Annotated in this window: 16 protein-coding genes; 10 read left to right on the forward strand and 6 right to left on the reverse strand. The window is 63.9% G+C overall.

Annotated elements, in window-relative coordinates; genetic code table 11:
* Positions 1-104: 104 nt before the first annotated feature.
* Entirely contained in the window at positions 105-1,175 is a 1,071-nt protein-coding gene (locus tag ACTJLC_RS01925) for an endonuclease III domain-containing protein (protein WP_073427616.1), read from the reverse strand.
* Positions 1,176-1,222: 47 nt separating this feature from the next.
* Positions 1,223-2,620 (reverse strand): cysteine--tRNA ligase, encoded by a 1,398-nt coding sequence (gene cysS, locus ACTJLC_RS01930; RefSeq protein ID WP_073427615.1) that lies wholly within the window; start codon positions 2,618-2,620, stop codon positions 1,223-1,225.
* A gap of 281 nt (positions 2,621-2,901) precedes the next feature.
* Between cysS and ACTJLC_RS01935 the strand changes: the two genes are divergently transcribed.
* The 4 genes from ACTJLC_RS01935 (at position 2,902) to ACTJLC_RS01950 (ending at position 5,811) form a co-directional block, all read left to right on the forward strand.
* A complete protein-coding gene (locus ACTJLC_RS01935) occupies positions 2,902-3,633 on the forward strand; it encodes a tetratricopeptide repeat protein (RefSeq protein ID WP_073427614.1) in 732 nt (243 codons plus the stop codon).
* 48 nt (positions 3,634-3,681) lie between these two features.
* Positions 3,682-4,263: a peptidylprolyl isomerase gene (locus ACTJLC_RS01940; RefSeq protein WP_073427613.1), complete on the forward strand. Its 582-nt coding sequence runs from the start codon at positions 3,682-3,684 to the stop codon at positions 4,261-4,263.
* 198 nt (positions 4,264-4,461) lie between these two features.
* Positions 4,462-4,956: a peptidylprolyl isomerase gene (locus ACTJLC_RS01945; RefSeq protein ID WP_020065568.1), complete on the forward strand. Its 495-nt coding sequence runs from the start codon at positions 4,462-4,464 to the stop codon at positions 4,954-4,956.
* Between the two features lie 57 nt (positions 4,957-5,013).
* Entirely contained in the window at positions 5,014-5,811 is a 798-nt protein-coding gene (locus tag ACTJLC_RS01950) for a UDP-2,3-diacylglucosamine diphosphatase (protein WP_310129117.1), read from the forward strand.
* A 108-nt stretch (positions 5,812-5,919) separates the two neighbouring features.
* Here the strand turns inward: ACTJLC_RS01950 and cysE are convergent, their stop codons facing one another.
* A complete protein-coding gene (cysE, locus tag ACTJLC_RS01955) occupies positions 5,920-6,765 on the reverse strand; it encodes a serine O-acetyltransferase (RefSeq protein WP_310129119.1) in 846 nt (281 codons plus the stop codon).
* Positions 6,766-7,050: 285 nt separating this feature from the next.
* Complete coding sequence (locus ACTJLC_RS01960; protein ID WP_114163467.1) at positions 7,051-7,887, reverse strand: RNA methyltransferase; 837 nt, start codon at positions 7,885-7,887, stop codon at positions 7,051-7,053.
* Positions 7,888-8,286: 399 nt separating this feature from the next.
* Here ACTJLC_RS01960 and ACTJLC_RS01965 point away from each other — a divergent pair, with 399 nt between their 5' ends.
* The 4 genes from ACTJLC_RS01965 to ACTJLC_RS01980 all read left to right on the forward strand — a co-directional run bounded on the left by ACTJLC_RS01965 (position 8,287) and on the right by ACTJLC_RS01980 (position 14,849).
* Entirely contained in the window at positions 8,287-9,090 is an 804-nt protein-coding gene (locus tag ACTJLC_RS01965) for an inositol monophosphatase family protein (protein WP_073427610.1), read from the forward strand.
* A gap of 241 nt (positions 9,091-9,331) precedes the next feature.
* Positions 9,332-10,630 carry a lysophospholipid transporter LplT gene (lplT, locus tag ACTJLC_RS01970; protein WP_310129347.1) on the forward strand — a complete coding sequence of 433 codons (1,299 nt, stop codon included), beginning with the start codon at positions 9,332-9,334 and terminating at the stop codon, positions 10,628-10,630.
* A gap of 165 nt (positions 10,631-10,795) precedes the next feature.
* The gene (gene mutS, locus ACTJLC_RS01975; protein ID WP_310129122.1) at positions 10,796-13,486 is read left to right on the forward strand and encodes a DNA mismatch repair protein MutS; all 2,691 of its coding nucleotides are present in this window, start codon (positions 10,796-10,798) and stop codon (positions 13,484-13,486) included.
* Positions 13,473-14,849 (forward strand): hypothetical protein, encoded by a 1,377-nt coding sequence (locus tag ACTJLC_RS01980; protein ID WP_186814029.1) that lies wholly within the window; start codon positions 13,473-13,475, stop codon positions 14,847-14,849. The genes mutS and ACTJLC_RS01980 overlap by 14 nt, the downstream gene beginning before the upstream one ends.
* Here the strand turns inward: ACTJLC_RS01980 and ACTJLC_RS01985 are convergent.
* Positions 14,829-15,371, reverse strand: a complete 543-nt coding sequence (locus tag ACTJLC_RS01985; protein ID WP_073427607.1) for an FKBP-type peptidyl-prolyl cis-trans isomerase — start codon at positions 15,369-15,371, stop codon at positions 14,829-14,831. The genes ACTJLC_RS01980 and ACTJLC_RS01985 overlap by 21 nt on opposite strands.
* Positions 15,372-15,403: 32 nt before the next feature.
* Here ACTJLC_RS01985 and ACTJLC_RS01990 point away from each other — a divergent pair, with 32 nt between their 5' ends.
* Positions 15,404-16,654 carry a cupin domain-containing protein gene (locus ACTJLC_RS01990; protein WP_073427606.1) on the forward strand — a complete coding sequence of 417 codons (1,251 nt, stop codon included), beginning with the start codon at positions 15,404-15,406 and terminating at the stop codon, positions 16,652-16,654.
* A gap of 232 nt (positions 16,655-16,886) precedes the next feature.
* Positions 16,887-17,147, forward strand: a complete 261-nt coding sequence (locus ACTJLC_RS01995) for a hypothetical protein (protein WP_073427605.1) — start codon at positions 16,887-16,889, stop codon at positions 17,145-17,147.
* 154 nt (positions 17,148-17,301) lie between these two features.
* Here the strand turns inward: ACTJLC_RS01995 and ACTJLC_RS02000 are convergent, their stop codons facing one another.
* Entirely contained in the window at positions 17,302-19,578 is a 2,277-nt protein-coding gene (locus ACTJLC_RS02000) for an ATP-dependent DNA helicase (RefSeq protein ID WP_310129125.1), read from the reverse strand.
* Between the last annotated feature and the right edge of the window lies 1 nt (position 19,579).

Below are 19,579 nucleotides of genomic sequence, written 5' to 3' on the forward strand. Positions count from 1 at the left end.
TACCGGCAGCGCGTATTCTAACCGCGCCCGCCGATATCAAAACCATCTCGCAACTATCAATTTTTTACAATTGATAGTTTCTGAAAGGCGTCACTTCCTGTTTTTCAGTAATCGACCGGCAATGGATCAAGACTACGCCACATATACCAGGTGGCAACGGTGCGCCACGGCTCCCAGTTTGCCGCGACCTCGCGCGCCTCGCTACGCGTAACCGGTTCACCGCTGAAGTAGTTGACGCTGATCGCGCGGATCAGGCCCAGGTCGTCGAGCGGCAGGACGTCCGGGCGCGACAGGTTGAAGATCAGGAACATCTCCGCGGTCCACCGGCCGATGCCGCGAATCTGCGTGAGCTCGGCGATCACCGCCTCGTCTTCCATCGAGGTCCACTTGCCGACGTGCAATGCCCCGGAGACGAAATGCTGCGCGAGATCGAGCACATACTCCGCCTTGCGCTTGGACAACCCGCACGCGGTGAGCTTTTCCTGACCGAGCTTGATGAACTGCTGCGGCACGAGCTTCGAACACGCCGCCTCGACTCTTGCCCAGACCGCTTGTGCGGACGCCACCGAAATCTGCTGCCCGACCACCGAACGCGCAAGCGTGACGAACGGATCGCCACGGCTCAGCAAATGCACCGGGCCAAATTTCGGAATCAGTTTCTTCAGAATACGATCGCGCTTGACGAGGTCCGCACACGCCTTGTCCCAATACGCCGGACGCGTGACTTCAGGCGTGAGGCCGCCGATCTGCACCGGCACCGCCACTTCGGTTGCGCTGGCGGCTGGCCCGCCCGCATTCGAGGACACGCGCGTCTTGCGCACGACTTCGCCTTCGTGCGTGTCGCGCGCGAGTTCCTGCACGTCGCCCGCGAGTTCGGGCGGCAAGGCACCATTGCTTTTTGCCCGCACTGTACGCGACGGCGTTTTGGCGCGCTTCGCCACAGGCGCATGGGCATGCGCCGATGCGCCGTTGAGCGCGCGTTTGACGGCGGCCTTTTTCGTTGCGCCCGCCGCTGCGCTCGCGCCGGTCTTCGCCGGCGCTCCAGCGGCTTTCGACGATACTTTCTTCACCGCGCTGCTGCCCGCGCGAGCCGACGTTCGTGTCGACTTTGCCGCGGCTGCCGCGTTTGTTTGAGACGTGGCTCGTTTAGCCGGCGTCTTCGTGGCCGTTGCCATCCTGCCTCCTGCCTGGCGAGTCGATCAAAGGGAAGCTCGAGGTGCGCTCACACGCGCCGCCACTCGGTCAATCCGCCGGGTTTGTCTTCAAGTGCAACGCCGGCCTCGAGCAATTCCGCCCGGAGCCGGTCTGCTGCCGCATAGTCCTTCGCCTGCTTGGCGGCCACGCGCGCGGCGATCTTCGCTTCGATCGCGGCGGCGTCGAGCGCGCCTTCGGCTGCTGCCCCCGCTGCCTGCTGCAGGTATGCACGCGGCTCGCGGCCGAGCAGTCCGATCACCCGCCCGAGCGAGCGCAACTGACGGGCCAGCGCGGGGTCGCGCGTGCGGTTTACTTCAGTTGCCAACTCAAACAGCACCGATACCGCAACCGGCGTGTTGAAGTCGTCGTTCATTGCTGCCTGGAAACGCTGCGCATGCGCTTCGTTCCAGTCGAGCGCGGCGCCGTCCGGCGTGACGTCCTTCAGTGCGGTGTACAAACGCGTGAGGGCGTTGCGGGCGTCGTCGATATGCACGTCGCTGTAATTTAACGGCGAACGGTAGTGCGCGCGTGCGATAAAAAACCGCACGACCTCGGCATCGTACTGCGCCAAAACTTCTCGAATCGTAAAGAAGTTATTCAACGACTTCGACATCTTCTCATTGTCGATCTGCACGTAGCCGTTGTGCATCCAGTAATTGACGAAGGTTTGGCCGGTAGCGGCTTCACTTTGCGCGATTTCGTTTTCATGGTGCGGAAACTGCAGGTCCTGCCCGCCGCCATGAATGTCGAAACGCTCGCCGAGCAACGTGCAGCCCATCGCCGAGCATTCGATATGCCAGCCGGGACGGCCGCGCCCGTACTTCGAATCCCAGCCGGTGTCGGCGGGCTCGTCGGGCTTCGCCTGCTTCCACAGCACGAAGTCGAGCCGGTCTTGTTTCGCGTCGTTGGCCGCGACGCGCTCGCCGGCGCGCAGGTCTTCGAGCGACTTGCCCGAGAGCTTGCCGTAGCCCGCGAACTTGCGCACCGCGTAGTTCACGTCGCCGTCGCTCGCCTGGTACGCGTAGCCGTTCGCCTCGAGCGTCTCGATCATGCCGAGCATCTGCGGAATGAAATCGGTGGCGCGCGGTTCGAGGTCCGGCCGCTCGATGCCGAGCGCGTCCGCGTCTTCATGCAACGCGTTGATGAAGCGGTCGGTCAGTGATTTGATCGTCTCGCCGTTCTCGACCGCGCGCCGGATGATCTTGTCGTCGATATCCGTGATGTTGCGCACGTAGGTCACTTCGTAACCGAGCGTGCGCAACCACCGCTGCACGATATCGAACACGACCATCACCCGCGCATGACCGACGTGACAATAGTCGTACACGGTCATCCCGCAGACGTACATCCGCACGACGCCCTCTTGCAGCGGCACGAAAGTTTGCTTGTCACGCGCGAGCGTGTTGTAGATGCGCAGTGATTCCATAGAGAGCGGTGCGTGGGCCGAAAGAAATCCGCAATGTGTTTCGTGCCGCGGCTTGGTACATGACGTGCCCCGCGAAAAGACGACGGGTGCGCTCTGTACAGCAACACGCACAGCAGCAAACCGGTGCACCTGGTGCGGCGCTCGGGCTGCAAGTCAGGTTGCGCTCAGTCTACGATCAAGGCGGAGACGACCACGAGTGGCGAAAAGACAGCCGGCGGTTCGACGGAACGCGCAGACCTTTTGTTAGAATGGCTCGGAGTATAACATCCAGACCCGAGCCTATGAAACCTTCCAGCGGCCGCGCGCGCAGCGCTGCGACCCTCGCCGCGACGGCCTTTTGCGCCGTCGCTCTCACGGTTGCACCGGGCACCGCGGCATACGCGCAGCGAGCCGCGCCGATGCCGCAAGGCCCCGCCGTGCGCGACAACACGCCGGAGATCGACGCGTCGATTGCGCAGAAGAACTGGGAAGCTTCCCTCGCCCAGCTCGACGCGCGCATCGCGTCGCATCCGCAGGACGCGCAGGCAAAGTTCAAGCGCGGCACGGTGCTGGCCCACCTGAATCGCGACGACGAGGCGATCACCGCGTTCACTGAACTCACGCAAACCTACCCCGAGTTGCCCGAGCCGTATAACAACCTCGCCACGCTCTACGCGAAGCACGGCCGTTATACCGAGGCGCGCGCCGCGCTCGAAACGGCGACCAAGGTGAACCCCGGCTACGGTCTCGCGTACGAGAACCTCGGCGACCTGTATTTGCGCATGGCCAACGAAGCCTACCGTCGCGCGCAGAGTCTCGGCAAAGTAAGCGCCACGACCACGCAGCGCCTCACTGACATCCAGAATATCGTCTCGCCGCCCAAGACCGCAAAGCCGGCGAAGAAAGCCGCCGTCACGCCGCAAGAAGACTACACCGCGCGCGCCACGTCGAACATCACGGAAACGCCGAGCTTCCAGTACGGCGGCGCGAACGGCTCGCTCGCCATGCCGCCTTACATGGCGCCGTCGCGGTAAAGCCGTCCCTTATCCGGCACCACGTTTTTTCCAACCCCGAGGATTTTCATGAAATGGTTGATGTTGGCGCTCGGCAGCGCCGCCCTGATCGCAAACGCACCCGCATTTGCCCAGTCCGGTTCGCAAGCCGCGCATCCGTCCGTCCTCTTCAAGACATCGGAAGGCGACATCCGCGTCGAGTTGTATCCTGAGAAAGCGCCGAAGACAGTCGCCAATTTCCTCGACTACGTGAAGTCCGGCCAATACAGCGGCACGATTTTCCATCGCGTGATTCGCGGCTTCATGATTCAGGGCGGCGGTTACACGCAGAGCTTTGCCGAGAAGCCCACGCGCGCGCCGATTCCGCTCGAAAGCCGTAACGGTCTGAAGAACATGGCCGGCACGCTAGCCATGGCGCGCACCAGCGACCCGAATTCGGCCACCGCGCAGTTCTTCATCAACACGGTGGACAACGCCGGCCTCGATTATCCGAATCCCGACGGCAACGGCTACGCGGTGTTCGGCAAGGTCACGTCCGGCATGGAGGTCGTGAAGAAGATCGAAGGCACGCCCACCACCACGCGCGGCCCGATGAGCGACGTGCCGCAAAAGGCGGTCGTGATCGAGTCGGCCACGGTGGTCGGCAAGTAAGCGCACGAAAGTTCGCACAGGAGCTCGCACCAGGCTTTGCACTGAGGTTCGCACCGGAGTTGCCAGTCAGGCAGCCGCACGAAGCATCGCGTGCAAGCGCGTCAGCGCCGACCCTACGCCCCCGGCGCGGCCCGTCGTCAACTTCCTATGACGACTCGCCGCGTCTTTTACCCACCCCGTTCATCAAAGGATTCCATCATGGTTGAACTGCATACGAACCACGGCGTCATCAAACTCGAACTGGACGCTGAAAAGGCGCCGAAGTCGGTTGAAAACTTCCTCAACTACGTGAAGGCCGGCCACTACGACAACACGGTGTTCCACCGCGTGATCGACGGCTTCATGATCCAGGGCGGCGGTTTCGAACCGGGCATGAAGCAGAAGCCGACGGCCGAGCCGATCAACAACGAAGCCAACAACGGTTTGAAGAACGTCAACGGCTCGGTCGCGATGGCCCGCACCAACGATCCGCACTCGGCAACCGCGCAATTCTTCATCAACGTGAACGACAACGACTTCCTGAACCACTCGTCGCCCACGCCGCAAGGCTGGGGCTACGCGGTGTTCGGCAAGGTGGTCGAAGGCATGGACATCGTCGAGAAGATCAAGAAGGTCAAGACGGGTTCGAAGGGCTTCCATCAGGACGTGCCGGTCGACGACGTCGTGATCGAAAAGGCCGTGATCGTCGACTAAGCGCCAACCCGGCACCTACTCGGCACCCACTCGTTGAACTGACATCAGGCACCTTCAATGCTGCAAGAAAAGCCGCTGCGAAGCGTCGCCGCGGGCGTGCCTGGCGAGGGCAAACGCCCGCACGCCGCACGCCCGTTTTTTTTCCTCTCCGACATTCATTTGAGCGAGGCGATTCCGCATACGGTTTCCGCCTTCGAACGCTTTATCCACGTCACCGCCGAACAGGCCGATTCGGTTTTCATTCTCGGCGACCTGTTCGAATACTGGATCGGCGACGACATGCTCGCGGAGCCATTCGCGGCGCGCATGGCGGCGCTGCTGCACACGTTGTCCGAGCGCGGCATCGGGCTCTACATCATGCACGGCAATCGCGATTTTCTGCTTGGCAAGCGGTTCATGAAAGCAGCCGGCGCGATCTGGCTGCCCGATCCGTTCGTGATCACCGCATTCGGCACGCGCATCGCGCTCGCGCACGGCGACCGCTTATGCACCGCGGACCGCGGCTATCAGATGTTCCGGCGGTTTGCGCGCAGCGGTTTCGCGCAGATGCTGTTTCTCGCATGGCCGTTTCGCTGGCGCCAGGCGCTCGCCGAAAACATGCGCCTGAAAAGCGAGCAAGGCCGCTCGCGGCCGGTCTCGCCGAAGTACGACGTGACGCCGAAGGGCGTCGCGGCGCTGTTCAAGTCGTCCAAGGCGGCGACGATCATCCACGGACACACGCACCGGCCGGCGCGGCATCGCGAGCCGGGCGGCATGCGCTGGGTACTGCCGGATTGGGATCTCGACCACGGCGAGCGCCGTGGCGGGTATTTGCGCGTCGACGCCGAAGGGATTCGGGCGCTGCCGCTGGATTGAACGAGGCGCCCTCGTCGTCATCGAGCGCGCTCGCGTGCCTCACCGGCGGCTACGGCAACGCTCCGTTGCGCACGTGCGGTTCGTTGATTCGCACCGCGGGGCCAAGCCTCAGCGCTCCGCTGCCACCCCTTCCTCCTTTCCTGCAATCGCGGCCGACAGGCGCCGCAGATCGAGCAGCGCCGCATCGGCGCCTTGCAGTCCTTCGAGACTCGTGCCCAGCCGCTCCAGCGCGTCGACGATTTCATCGATGCGCTTCGCCTGCGTCGCGGCGTGATCGATCAGGCCGTGGATCGCGAGCGACACCGGGTCGTCCGCATTCGGCGTGATGCCGTACGCGCAGAACGCGCTGCTTTGCGGCACGTGTTTTGCGTTGCGGGCCGCGCCGTTGGATCCAGTATCGGACGCGGCGCAATCCACCGCCGAAGCGACGGCTGCCGCCGCCGGAACGATGATCCGCGCGGGGTTGCCCACCGCCGTGCCGCGCGCCGGCACGGGCTTCGTGACCACCGCGTTCGAACCGATCTTGGCCTCCTCACCGATCGTGAAGCCGCCCAGCACCTTCGCCCCCGCCCCGACGATCACGCCGCGCTCGAGCGTGGGATGCCGTTTCGCGCCGCGCGTGAGCGACGTGCCGCCGAGCGTGACGCCCTGGTAGATCGTGCAGTCGTCGCCGATCTGGGCGGTCTCGCCGATCACCACCCCCATGCCGTGATCGATGAACACGCGCCGGCCCACGGTGGCGCCCGGATGAATTTCGATGCCCGTCATGAAGCGCGCCATCTGCGAGACGAAGCGCGCGAGCCAGCGCCGCCGCGCCCGCCAGCATGCATGCGCGAGCCGGTGCAATACGAGTGCGTGCAGGCCCGGATAACACGTCAGGACTTCCCAGGCGCTGCGGGCGGCGGGATCGCGCTCGCGGATCGTGGCGATGTCTTCGCGAAGTCTCTTGAACATGGCAGGGACGGTATTGGGGGGACCATAAACCTCCGGCGCGGCGAAGCCACGCGCGGCGGGGCGCTGCTGCATAGCAGATCCGCAGCTTTGCTTAGAACGTTTCGAGCGATTGTAGGGCGATTGCGCGAAACCTGCCGGAAGTCCACGCTGCCGGCAAGGTCGGCGTTTGGAGAACGGCCAAGGTGGCGGGACGAGTCGACGTCGAATTCGCGGCACGCGATTCGCGCTTCACGTTGCGTTATCGGGAAGCCGTCCGCGCCTCGCGCTTATGCGTCCTTACGCGTCTCACGCGCCGTCGCCGCCGGGACGTTTGGTCTTCAACAGAATGTGCTTGGCGATGCCGCGCACGATATTGACTTCCTCACGCTCCAACCCGGAACGCGCGAAGAGGCGGCGCAAGCGCGACATCAGTTTCTTCGGATTGGCGGGATCGAGAAAGTCGAGCGCAACCAGCGCGCTTTCCAGATGCGTGAACATGCTTTCGATTTCGTCGCTCGCCGCCCGCGGGCCGGCCGGCTCGCCCTGCCCCGCAGCCGTTAGTGCCACTGCGGACGCCGCGCTCGATGCTTCATCCGCGGACAGATAGGCCGTGCGCAATTCATACGCCAGCACTTGCACGGCTTGCGCGAGATTGAGCGAACTGTAGGCCGGATTGGCCGGGATATGCGCGAGCGCGCTGCAACGCTCCACGTCCTCGTTCGACAGACCCGTGCGCTCGTTGCCGAACACCAGCGCGATCTCGCCATGCCCCGCCTGTTCGCGCGCGACACCGGCCGCGGCGCGCGGCGTCCATTGGGGGGGGCCGTATTCGCGCAGCCGCGCGGTCAGCGCGACCGACCAATGCACGCCGCTCAAGGCTTCGGCGAGCGTCGGCACGACATGCGCGGACGCCAGCACGTCGTCGGCGCCGCTCGCCATCGCGATGGCTTCCGGATCGCTTTGCACGTGCGCAACGCGCGGCGACACGAGCACGAGACGCGAGAACCCCATGGTTTTCAGCGCGCGCGCCGCCGCGCCGACATTGCCCGGATGGCTCGGCTCGACGAGCACGAAGCGCGTCGAGGTGAAGCCGCCGCGCAACTCGGCCACGGCGGGATCGGAAGAATAGTGGGTGTGGTCCACGGTGGCGTTCTGCAAGCTAAAGAACGCGTATGGTAGCGCCAACCCCGCTGCGGCTCCGAATTGCGCGTGGATGCGGATGAATCGAAGGCGCGGCCTGCGCAAGTACGCCGCGCGAATTTGCGCGTTCCGGGCCCGCGCGGCGCATTCCCGACGACACCCCATGCAAAGCGCACCGCCTCGACGCCCGGACTCAGGTAAAATAGCGCGATTCGCGTCCGGCCATGCATGGGCGCCTCGTTCTTATTCAATTCGTCTCCGTCGGCGGAATGCGCACCGGGTCCTGTATCGGGCGGGCGTTCCGTGTTGTTTCCGCGCCTCTCGGTGGCGCCCAATCAGCGCACGCTTAGCGCTCAATTACCGGCAAGCAGCCGCGCTGCCCCGGCACAAGGATCCAGTCTCATGCATCCCATGCTCAATATCGCTGTGAAGGCCGCGCGCCGCGCAGCCCAGATCATCAACCGCGCATCGCTCGATCTCGATCTCATCCAGGTCAGCAAGAAACAGCACAACGATTTCGTCACGGAGATCGACAAAGCGTCCGAAGCGGCGATCATCGACACGCTCAAGACCGCCTACCCCGAGCACGCGATCCTCGCGGAAGAATCCGGCAAGTCGGACAACGAATCCGAATTTCAGTGGATCATCGATCCGCTCGACGGCACCACCAATTTCATCCACGGTTTTCCGTATTACTGCGTGTCGATCGCGCTCGCCCACAAGGGCATCGTGACCCAGGCGGTGATCTACGATCCGACCCGCAACGATCTGTTCACCGCCTCGCGCGGCCGTGGCGCGTTCCTGAACGACCGCCGCATCCGCGTGGGCAAGCGCGACCGGCTGGCCGACGGCCTGATCGGCACGGGCTTCCCGTTCCGCGAAACGGATGGCCTTGAAGCGTATGGCCGCCAGTTCGCCGAAATGACCACGGCTTGCGCCGGCCTGCGCCGTCCGGGCGCCGCCGCGCTCGATCTCGCCAATGTCGCGGCCGGCCGCATGGACGGCTTCTTCGAGCAAGGCCTGAATGCGTGGGACGTCGCCGCGGGCAGCCTGCTGATCACGGAAGCCGGCGGTCTGGTCGGCAACTACACGGGCGATTCGAACTTCCTGCACGTCGGCGAAATCGTCGCGGGCAACCCGAAGATCTATGCGCAGATGGTCCCGATCCTGTCGCGCTACAGCCGCACGCGCCAGCAACCGGCTTAAGGCGTCTTGCCGAGCCGGCTGTCAAGGCCGGCTCGTGCCGTTCAGTCAAGGTTTCTGGAACGCGACGCACCTGAACACACAAGCGGCTTCGGCCGCTTTTGTGTTTGCGAGCCTGCATGCCGCACGCGTTCATGCTACAAAGCGGGAAGCCGCGCCGGCCCGTCCGATTGCCGGCTGCGTTTCGCGCATCCTCACCGACCCCGCTTTGCGCCAGATTTGCGCGCAGCTTCCCATCCGCTTCATGAAAAAAGGCTTCTACACGATCATCGCGGCGCAGTTCATTTCGTCGCTCGCGGACAATGCCCTGTTGATCGCCGCCATCGCGTTGCTATCGGTGATTCGTTCGGCCGCCTGGGTCACGCCGCTGCTGCAGATTTTCTTCACCGTCTCCTACGTGTTGCTCGCACCGTTCGTGGGCGCATTCGCCGACGCATTGCAAAAGCGGCACGTGATGTTCATCTCCAATGCGTTGAAAGCGAGCGGCTGCCTGATGATGATCGCGGGCGTCCACCCGATGATCGCGTACGGCGTGGTCGGCTTCGGCGCAGCCGCGTATTCGCCGGCCAAGTACGGCATTCTCACCGAACTGCTGCCCGCGGAAAAACTCGTCAAGGCGAACGCGTGGCTCGAATCGGCCACCGTGCTGTCGACCATCGTCGGCACGATGGTGGGCGGCGCACTGATCAGCAGCTTCGCCGATAAATTCGTCGCGCACACGCATCTGCCGCTGATCCGCTCCTCCGCCGATCTGGCGATGTTCGCGGTGATGATCACCTATGCGATCGCGGCGGCCATCAACGTCTTCATTCCCGACACCGGCGCGCGCTATCCAAACCGCCTCGCCGAGCCGGGCAAGCTGGTCAGCGACTTCCATCACTGCTTTCACGTGCTGTGGGCCGACAAGCTCGCGCAGATCGCGCTGTGGGTCACGACGCTGATGTGGGGCGGCGCGGTGACGCTGCAGTTGCTGGTCCTCAAATGGGCCAACGTGAACCTGGGGCTGTCGCTGTCGAAGGCCGCGGTGATGCAGGGCGTCACAGGGCTCGGCATCGCGCTCGGCGCGGCCGCCGCGGCCGCCTTCATTCCGTTGCGCGGCTCGTTGCGCGTGCTGCCGGTCGGCATTCTGACAGGCGCGGTGGCGATCGCGATGGCGTTCTACAACAAGGACCTGTTTCCCGCCGGCGCGGGCATTCACATCGGCTCGTACGTCGCACCGGTCTATATCCTGCTTGCCTATCCGTTGATGATCCTGCTCGGCGCGCTATCCGGTTTTTTCATCGTGCCGATGAACGCGATTCTTCAGCATCGCGGCGCGACGTTGCTCTCCGCCGGACATTCGATCGCGGTGCAGAATTTCAACCAGAACCTGGCCGTGCTGCTGATGCTCGGCGTGTACGCATTGCTGCTCACCGCGAAAATGCCGGCGCAATGGATCATTGTCGTGTTCGGCTGCTTCATCACGCTGATGATGTGGCTGGCCAAACGGCGCAGCGCGACGAACGAACGCACGGTGGATATGCGCGCGCTGGTGGAAGAGTGACAGAGTGACGGCGTCGCGGCGGGCGGCGACCACGGCCCGGTGCACGCGGCGATTGTCGCGTCGGCCTGCGGTCTGCCCAGTCAATCGGCCGTTCGGCCAGGGTCCGCTCGCGGCGTCGGCAGGTTAAACTCACGCCCTGAACAGCTAACGCAAAAGACACTTGGGATGGGTATTCAAACCGCAGCAGCCAACGACGTCGCACAGCATACGCCGATGATGCAGCAGTACCTGCGCATCAAGGCGGAGCATCCGGGCACGCTGGTGTTCTACCGGATGGGCGACTTCTACGAACTCTTTTTCGAAGACGCGGAAAAAGCCGCGCGCCTGCTCGATCTCACCCTCACGCAGCGCGGCGCGTCGGCGGGCAATCCGATCAAGATGGCGGGCGTGCCGCATCACGCGGTCGAACAGTATCTGGCCAAGCTCGTGAAGCTCGGCGAATCCGTCGCCATTTGCGAACAGATCGGCGACCCGGCTACGTCGAAAGGTCCGGTCGAGCGCAAAGTGGTGCGCGTGGTCACGCCCGGCACGCTGACGGACGCCGCGCTGCTGTCCGATAAGAGCGATGTGTACCTGATGGCGCTGTGCGTCGCGCACAATCGCCGCGGCGTCGCCACGAGCGTCGGACTCGCGTGGCTGAATCTGGCGAGCGGCGCGTTGCGCCTCGCGGAAGTCGCGCCCGACCAGGTCGCGGCCGCGCTCGAGCGGATTCGTCCGGCGGAAATCCTGGTGGCCGACACGCCCTCCGATTCGGTTAGCTGGGCGCCGCCCGTCAATGCGGGCGCCCTCACCCGCGTACCGGCCTGGCACTTCGACATCGCGTCCGGCACGCAGCGTCTGTGCGACCAGTTGGAAGTGGCGGGCCTCGACGGTTTCGGCGCTCATTCGCTGACTTGCGCATGCGGCGCGGCGGGCGCGCTGCTGTTGTACGCGGCGGCCACCCAAGGTCAGCAATTGCGCCATGTGCGCAGCCTCAAGGTCGAATACGAATCCGAGTACATCGGCCTCGATCCCGCCACGCGCCGCAACCTGGAACTCACCGAAACACTGCGCGGCACGGAATCGCCCACGCTGTGTTCGCTTCTCGATACGTGCTGCACGACCATGGGCAGTCGCCTGCTGCGTCACTGGCTGCATCATCCGCCGCGCGAATCCGCCGTGGCGCAGGCGCGTCAGCAGGCAATCGGCGCATTGCTCGACGCGCCGCCGGGCACGGACGTCGATTCGCTGCGCGGCGCGTTGCGGCAGATTTCCGACATCGAGCGGATTACCGGGCGTCTCGCGCTGCTGTCGGCGCGGCCGCGCGATCTGTCGAGTCTGCGCGACACGTTCATCGCGTTGCCCGAGTTGCGCACGCAACTCGCGGCCGTTTCATCCAATGCGGATTCGCTCGCGCGCATCGACGCGTCGCTCGTGCCGCCACAAGCGTGCGTCGAACTGCTTCAGCGCGCGGTAGCGCAGGAGCCGTCCGCGATGGTGCGCGACGGCGGCGTGATCGCGCGCGGCTACGACGCGGAACTGGATGAACTGAGGGATATTTCAGAGAACTGCGGCCAATTCCTGATCGACCTGGAAACGCGCGAGCGGGCGCGCACCGGTATCGGCAATTTGCGCGTCGAGTACAACAAGGTGCACGGCTTCTATATCGAAGTCACGCGCGGCCAGACCGACAAGGTGCCCGACGATTATCGCCGCCGTCAGACGCTGAAGAACGCCGAGCGCTACATCACGCCGGAGCTGAAAACCTTCGAGGACAAAGCGCTGTCCGCGCAGGAACGGGCGCTGGCCCGCGAGCGTTCGCTTTACGACGCGTTGCTGCAAGCGCTGCTGCCCTTCATCCCCGACTGTCAGCGCGTCGCCGCGGCGCTCGCCGAACTCGATCTGCTGGCGGCGTTCGCCGAACGCGCTCGCGCGCTCGACTGGGTCGCGCCGTCGTTCTCGCGGGACGCCGGCATCGACATCGAACAGGGCCGCCATCCGGTAGTCGAAGCGCAGGTCGAGCAGTTCATCGCCAACGACTGCACCCTCACGCCCGAACGCAAGTTACTGCTGATCACTGGCCCGAACATGGGCGGTAAATCGACCTTCATGCGGCAGACCGCGCTGATCGCCCTGCTCGCGTATGTCGGCAGCTACGTGCCGGCGCGGCGCGCGGCATTCGGACCGGTCGACCGCATCTTCACGCGAATCGGCGCGGCCGACGATCTGGCCGGCGGCCGCTCGACCTTCATGGTCGAGATGACGGAAGCCGCCGCGATCCTGAACGACGCGACCCCGCAAAGCCTCGTGCTGATGGACGAAATCGGCCGCGGCACGTCGACGTTCGACGGCCTTGCGCTCGCCTGGGCCATCGCCCGGCATCTGCTCGCGCACAACAATTGCCATACGCTGTTCGCCACGCATTACTTCGAATTGACCCAGTTGCCCGCCGAGTTTCCGAGCGCGGCCAACGTCCACTTGTCGGCGGTCGAGCATGGCGCGCACGGCATCGTGTTCCTGCACGCGGTCAACGAAGGCCCGGCGAATCAGAGCTACGGTTTGCAGGTCGCGCAACTCGCCGGTGTGCCGAACGCGGTGATTCGCGCGGCGCGCAAGCATCTCGCGCATCTCGAACAGCAATCGGCGGCGCAACCCGCGCCGCAACTCGACCTGTTCGCCGCGCCCATGCCGATGCTGCTCGAAGACGCCGACGACGAACGCGATGCCGGGCCCGACGCGGCGAGCGCATCGCCTGCCGTACAAGCGCTTGTCGAGCGTTTGCGCGCAATCGATCCGAACGACCTGCGCCCGCGCGAAGCGCTCGATCTGCTATACGAACTGCATGAACTGGCCGCCGCGCCGGATGCGGATCATTGACGCACGGAGCCACCGGCCGCGCCCGCGCGAATCCCGCGCGGCGCTGAGTCTCGTCCTCTCGCTCATGGGCGGCCTCGTAGCGCCGGCCGTGCTGCGCGCACTTTTGGTGCTCTGCGCGCCGTTCGCGTTCGCCGCGCCCGCGCATGCCGAAGCGCCACGCTATTCGTTCGCGGTCATCGCGGGCACGATGCAAAGCGCGGCCGACGAAGCGCCCACGCAACGCCTGATCGATGCAATCGGTCGCGAGCGCGACGTGTCGTTTATCGTTTACGACGGCAATCTGAAGGGCGCGAAGGAAGCCTGTCGCGATGCGTTGTATGAGCGTCGCCACGCGCTGCTCGAAACGTCACGGCCCGCCCTCTTCTTCATTCCGGGTCAACATGACTGGGCCGACTGCGGGACCGCCGAAGCCGGCGGCTTCGATCCGGTGGAACGGCTCGACCAGTTGCGTCAAACGCTCTTCTCCGACGCCACGTCGATGGGCCAGAATCCGATTGCGCTGACACGCGAAAGTGAAGTGTCACGCTTTCGTCCGTATCGCGAGAACGTGCGCTGGCAAGTGGGCGGTACGGTGTTCGTCGGTCTGAATGTGCCGAGTCCAAACAATCATTATCTGACCGCGGGCGGGCGCAACGGCGAATTCGAAGATCGCGTGATCGCCAATGCGTTCTGGCTCGAGCACGCCGGGGAATTCGCAAAGCGCCGCGACGCACGCGCAATCGTCGTGTTCATACAAGGCGACCCGGACCCTGAACGTTATGAACGGCCCGATCGTTTCGCGTGGCTGCGCTTTACGCGCAACGTGCGCCGCGACGGTTTTCTGGAATTCAAACGCAGCCTCGTCAAACTCGCGCAGATTTTCCGCGGACCGGTGCTCGTGATTCATTGCGACGACGAGCGCGCGGGCGCCGGCTTCGTGATCGATCAGCCGCTACGCAACGACAAGGGGATGCTGGTGACGAACCTCACGCGTGTGGCGCTCGCGCCGCATGATCGTCAAAACCAGTGGATTCAGATTGAAGCGGATCTCGGCAGGAAACCGCCGTTCCGCGTGAGCGTTCGCGACGTGCCGAGGCAAATGCCGATGCCCGCTGCGCAGCCGGTCATGCCACGCGACGAGCCGGCGGCCTCGATGCCGGCTGTGCCCGCGCTCGGTCCAGCCTCGGAATTGCCGCCGCTCTTTCAGACGCCGGGGCAGCCTCAACCGGACCCGCAGCCACGCATGCCGGACAACGAGGGAATCGGCGAATACGGGCCTGCCATGTCGGCACCGCCCGCCTCCGCCGTCTTGCCGCACGCGCCGGGCGCCGCCTCTTCAGGCATGCCCGGCATGCCGGCGAGTTCAGTGCAGCGTGGGCCCTGACTTGCCTTCGTCGGCTTCGTCGTCGTCTTCATCGAGGACTTCGAGGCCGTCGGCGCCATGCGCATGCTCGTGCTGGATTTCGTCTTCGGTAGCCGGACGCACGTCCTTCACCGTGAGTGCGAAACGCAGCGCCATGCCCGCGAGCGGATGATTGCCATCGAGCACGACCTTGTCTTCCGCGACGTCGGTCACGACATAGACCAGCGAATCGAGATCCTCGTCGCCCTCTTCCGGCGTGCCCTCGAATTGCATGCCGACTTCGAGCGGTTCCGGGAAGCGATTGCGCGGCTCGATCTTCACGAGATCCGGATCGTACTCACCGAATGCATCTTGCGGCTCGAGCTGGATCTGGGTCTCGAAGCCGGCCTCGTGGCCGTCGAGCTCTTCCTCGATCTTGGGGAACGTGCCATCATAGCCGCCGTGCAGATAGACCATCGGCTCGTCGCTTTCTTCGATCAGGTTGCCCTGCGCATCCGACAGCTTGTAAGCGACCGACACGACGGTGTTCTTTGCGATTTTCATTCGACTCTCCAGAATACAACTCACATTATACGATGCCCAAGCGGCCCACTGACCACCCTGCCGAAGCTGCTGCGGCACGCAATTCGTCATCGACTTCAAAGCCCGCGCTTCCTGTTCTTCCACCCTCGCCCGACACGCCCACGCCGCTACTCGGCAACCTGACTCCGTCGCAATTCATGCGCCGGTACTGGCAAAAAAAGCCTTTCCTGATCCGCCAGGCGATTCCGAACGTCGAGGCGCCGCTCTCGCGCGAGGAGTTTTTCGAACTGGCGGATCGCGACGAAGCCGAAGCGCGGCTAATCACCCACTTTCGCAATAAATGGCAGTTGGAACACGGACCGTTCGCGGCCGACGAACTGCCGTCGGTGAAGCAGCGTGCATGGACGCTCCTCGTGCAAGGCGTCAATCTCTACGACGACCGCGCGCGCGCGTTGCTTGATCGCTTTCGCTTCGTGCCGGACGCGCGTCTCGACGACCTGATGATTTCGTACGCGACCGACGGCGGCGGCGTGGGCCCGCACTTCGATTCCTACGATGTGTTTCTTTTGCAAGTAAAAGGCAAGCGTCGCTGGCGTATCGGAGCGCAGAAAGATCTGACACTGCAGCCCGGTTTGCCGTTGAAGGTTTTACAGAACTTCCAACCGGAAGAGGAATGGCTGCTCGAGCCAGGCGACATGTTGTATTTGCCGCCGCACATCGCTCATGACGGCGTTGCCGAAGGCGAATGCATGACGTGTTCGATCGGTTTTCGCGCACCTTCGGCGAGCGAGTTGACCGCGCAGTTCCTCTATCATCTCGCCGAGCGCGGCGAATCAACGGGCTACGCGGGAGCGCTATATCGCGATCCGGGCCAGCCCGCTGTCGACCGTCCCGCGGCGTTGCCCCAAGCGCTGATCGAAAGGGTTGGCGCGATCCTTGCGCGCATCAAATGGAATGAGCAGGACATCGCGTCGTTCCTGGGTACATATCTCAGTGAACCGAAGCCGAGTGTGGTCTTTGATCCCCCGCAAAGACCGCTCAATGAAGCACGTTTCGTCGCTCAGGCATCGAAGTTAGGTGTGAGGCTGGACCGCAAGACTAATTTGTTGTACAACCGCCGTTTTTTCTTCGTAAATGGAGAGGAAACGGCATTCGATGGCGCAAAAAAATGGCTGTTTGACCTCGCCGACCACCGGTGTCTGAGTGCGAAACGCTTTGTAACACTCTCGCACGATTCGTCGGTGACAGCACTGCTACACGAGTGGTATTGTGCGGGCTGGATACAAGTGGGCGAGTTTGCGTAACTCCGCCGGCCTGCTATACCGTACAGTTGAAATTTTGTATGAGAAAGACAACGTATTGACCCCGGATTTATGGATTGTCAGTACGAAAGTGCATATAATTTCCGCCCAAGCCGTAGGGAAGATTCCAGCTCGTGAAAAGAGCGTCTCCACCAGCGGCCCAGGTCGGTGTTGGAGCACATTACCGGTATTATTTTGCGCTGTTGCTTACCTTTAACCATAAAAGGACGTGATCATGAAGAAATCCCTCCTCGTAGCATCCCTGTTGGCAGCCGTGGCACTGGCTGCATGCAACAAGAGCAACGACCAAGCCGCTGCCCCGGCTAGCGACGCAGCTGCTGCTTCGGCACCGGCTGCTGCTGCTTCGGACGCCGCTACTGCTGCTTCGGGTGCGGCTGCTGCTGCGAGCGATGCTGCTGCTTCGGCTACGACCGCTGCTTCGGATGCAGGCGCTGCTGCTTCGGCTGCTGCTCCGGCTTCGGGCGCAAGCCAGTAAGCTGTCGCGTAGGGTTCGCCTCTGGGCGAAAGCCGCATCGGGAGATCGTCGCGATTTCCCGGGCGGTAAAGCAAAACGCCACGGATTCACATCCGTGGCGTTTTGTCATTTGAGCGCCGTTTTTTACAGCGGTATTCACTCAATGCCGAAAGGCTTATCCATCGCGCGCCGCGTGATCTTCATTCTCTTCGAAAAACTCGCGCACCACTTCGATCTCCCGCGTGCGTTTGAATGGCGGCAAGCTCTGCCATATGCGGCGCCCATACGGTTTGTCGACGAGGCGCGTGTCGCAGATCATCAGCACGCCGCGATCGGTCTCAGCGCGAATCAGACGGCCCGCGCCCTGCTTTAGCGTGATCACGGCCTGCGGCAGTTGATGGACGGCGAATGGGCTCAAGCCCTTCTTGGTGAGCGCATCGAGACGCGCGGACAAAACCGGATCGTCAGGCGGCGCGAACGGGAGTTTGTCGATCACCACCAGCGATAGCGCATCGCCTCGCACGTCCACGCCTTCCCAGAAACTCTGGCTGCCCACCAGAATCGCATTGCCGTATGCCCGGAAGCGATCGAGCAACTCGGTGCGGCTCGCGTCGCCCTGCACGAGAAGCGGGTTGTTCCAGCCGCGCGCTTCAATAGTGTCGCGCAGCTTCGCCGAGATGCGGTCCACCGCGCGCAGCGTCGTGCATAGCACGAATACGCCGCCGCCCGATGCTTCGATCGCGGGCAACGCGGCGTCGAATACGGCGTCGGTGAACATCGGCGACGACGGCTGCGGCATATTGCGCGGCACATACAGGAGCCCTTGCGCCGGGTAATCGAAGGGACTGGGCAATGTCATCGAACGTTTCGCGTTCAGGCCCATCTGCGCAGCGTAGTGGGTGAAGTCGCCGCGCACCGACAACGTGGCCGATGTAAAGATCCACGCGCGCGGCACGCCGGCGCGCTGCTTCGCAAAAATCGGCGCGACGGACAGCGGTGTTTCATGCAACTGCACGGTATGAGCGAAGACTTCGATCCAGCGCACCTTTTCATTTGGGTCGGCGCGCCCGGTCTTGCCGTCCGCGGACGCGACGTCGGCGGCTTCGCGCTCGCTCGCGGTGGGCGGCGTGGTCCAGCCCGCGAGCACGCCTTGCAACTCACGCGCCCGGCGCAAGCACGCGCCGATCGATTCGGCTCGCTCGGCCTGACTCGCCAACGCGGACGTCAAGGCGCCGAGTTCGGTGTCCAGCGTTTCGAGTGCGGGAAATAGCGGGTGATCGTCGGGCAACTGGCCGATCGACAAACGCACCGAGTCTTCCTTGAAGGCGAGCCGCACATCACGCGCGGCGCGCTCGAGCGTCGAGCCGAGCTTGACCCAGTCGACCGCTTCGCGCGCGTGGCCGAGGCCCTCGGCCACCGAATCGCGAGCGAGTTCGAGGAACTGCGCGGTGGAAAGCGTCTCGCCGAAAAACAGCGTGGCGGTTTCCGGCAATTGATGCGCTTCGTCGAAGATGACGGTGTTGGCCGTGGGCAGCAATTCAGCCATGCCGGTATCGCGCAACATGATGTCGGCGAAAAACAGATGGTGATTGACCACCACGATATCGGCCTGCTGCGCCTCGCGGCGCGCCTGCATCACAAAGCAATCCTTGTAGTGCGGGCACTCCTGGCCGAGACAGTTTTCGCGCGTGGACGTGACCATCGACCACACCGCTGCCGTTTCGGGCACGCTCGCGAGTTCCGCCTTGTCGCCGGTGCGCGTGATCTTGGCGAAGCGCACGATGTCCTGCAGATACGAGGTCTCCTGGCGCGACGGCAAACGGCCGTTATCCGCGGTGCGCTGGAGATAGTAATGGCACAGGTAGTTCGCGCGCCCCTTGAGCATCGCCACCGACACCGGCACAGCGAGCGCGTCGCGCACCGTCGGAATGTCACGCTGGAAGAGCTGATCCTGCAAGTGCTTGGTGCCCGTGGAGACGATCACCTTGCCGCCCCACAGCATGGCCGGCACCAGATACGCATAGGTCTTGCCAGTGCCCGTGCCCGCCTCGACGATCAGCGTATTTTCGCTGCCGTCGAGTGCGTTCGATTCATCGCTTGCAGCGACCTCGGCCGCCGCATCACCGGCTTGGGACTGCAGACGCCGCGCCGGACGCTTTTGCGCGTCGAACATCGCGGGCTCCGGCATTGCGCGGCCCGAGGCTTCCATCGCGGCGGCGACGGCGCGCGACATTTCGATCTGCGAGGCACGCGAGCGATAGCCGTCGATCTGACGCGCCAGCAAGCCGTTCTCGGCGAAGATCTCGTCCAGTTCGGCGACGCGGCGCGGATTCAATGCGGCGCTCAATACAGACGCGGCAGGACGCGCCGACGGCATGCCGGCTTGCGGCGTGCCGTCGCCGGACGGATCGTCGTTCGTCGCACGGGATGAAGTTTCAAGCGGTGAATTCAAG

Source organism: Paraburkholderia sp. 22099, from assembly GCF_052045835.1.
GTDB classification, from domain to species: Bacteria; Pseudomonadota; Gammaproteobacteria; order Burkholderiales; family Burkholderiaceae; genus Paraburkholderia; species Paraburkholderia terricola.

Bases quoted from the DNA above. Each gene is read 5' to 3' on its own strand.
- ACTJLC_RS01925 (WP_073427616.1), bottom strand. From the start codon at position 1,175: ATGGCAACGGCCACGAAGACGCCGGCTAAACGAGCCACGTCTCAAACA.
- cysS (WP_073427615.1), bottom strand. From the start codon at position 2,620: ATGGAATCACTGCGCATCTACAACACGCTCGCGCGTGACAAGCAAACT.
- ACTJLC_RS01935 (WP_073427614.1), top strand. From the start codon at position 2,902: ATGAAACCTTCCAGCGGCCGCGCGCGCAGCGCTGCGACCCTCGCCGCG.
- ACTJLC_RS01940 (WP_073427613.1), top strand. From the start codon at position 3,682: ATGAAATGGTTGATGTTGGCGCTCGGCAGCGCCGCCCTGATCGCAAAC.
- ACTJLC_RS01945 (WP_020065568.1), top strand. From the start codon at position 4,462: ATGGTTGAACTGCATACGAACCACGGCGTCATCAAACTCGAACTGGAC.
- ACTJLC_RS01950 (WP_310129117.1), top strand. From the start codon at position 5,014: ATGCTGCAAGAAAAGCCGCTGCGAAGCGTCGCCGCGGGCGTGCCTGGC.
- cysE (WP_310129119.1), bottom strand. From the start codon at position 6,765: ATGTTCAAGAGACTTCGCGAAGACATCGCCACGATCCGCGAGCGCGAT.
- ACTJLC_RS01965 (WP_073427610.1), top strand. From the start codon at position 8,287: ATGCATCCCATGCTCAATATCGCTGTGAAGGCCGCGCGCCGCGCAGCC.
- lplT (WP_310129347.1), top strand. From the start codon at position 9,332: ATGAAAAAAGGCTTCTACACGATCATCGCGGCGCAGTTCATTTCGTCG.
- mutS (WP_310129122.1), top strand. From the start codon at position 10,796: ATGGGTATTCAAACCGCAGCAGCCAACGACGTCGCACAGCATACGCCG.
- ACTJLC_RS01980 (WP_186814029.1), top strand. From the start codon at position 13,473: ATGCGGATCATTGACGCACGGAGCCACCGGCCGCGCCCGCGCGAATCC.
- ACTJLC_RS01985 (WP_073427607.1), bottom strand. From the start codon at position 15,371: ATGAAAATCGCAAAGAACACCGTCGTGTCGGTCGCTTACAAGCTGTCG.
- ACTJLC_RS01990 (WP_073427606.1), top strand. From the start codon at position 15,404: ATGCCCAAGCGGCCCACTGACCACCCTGCCGAAGCTGCTGCGGCACGC.
- ACTJLC_RS01995 (WP_073427605.1), top strand. From the start codon at position 16,887: ATGAAGAAATCCCTCCTCGTAGCATCCCTGTTGGCAGCCGTGGCACTG.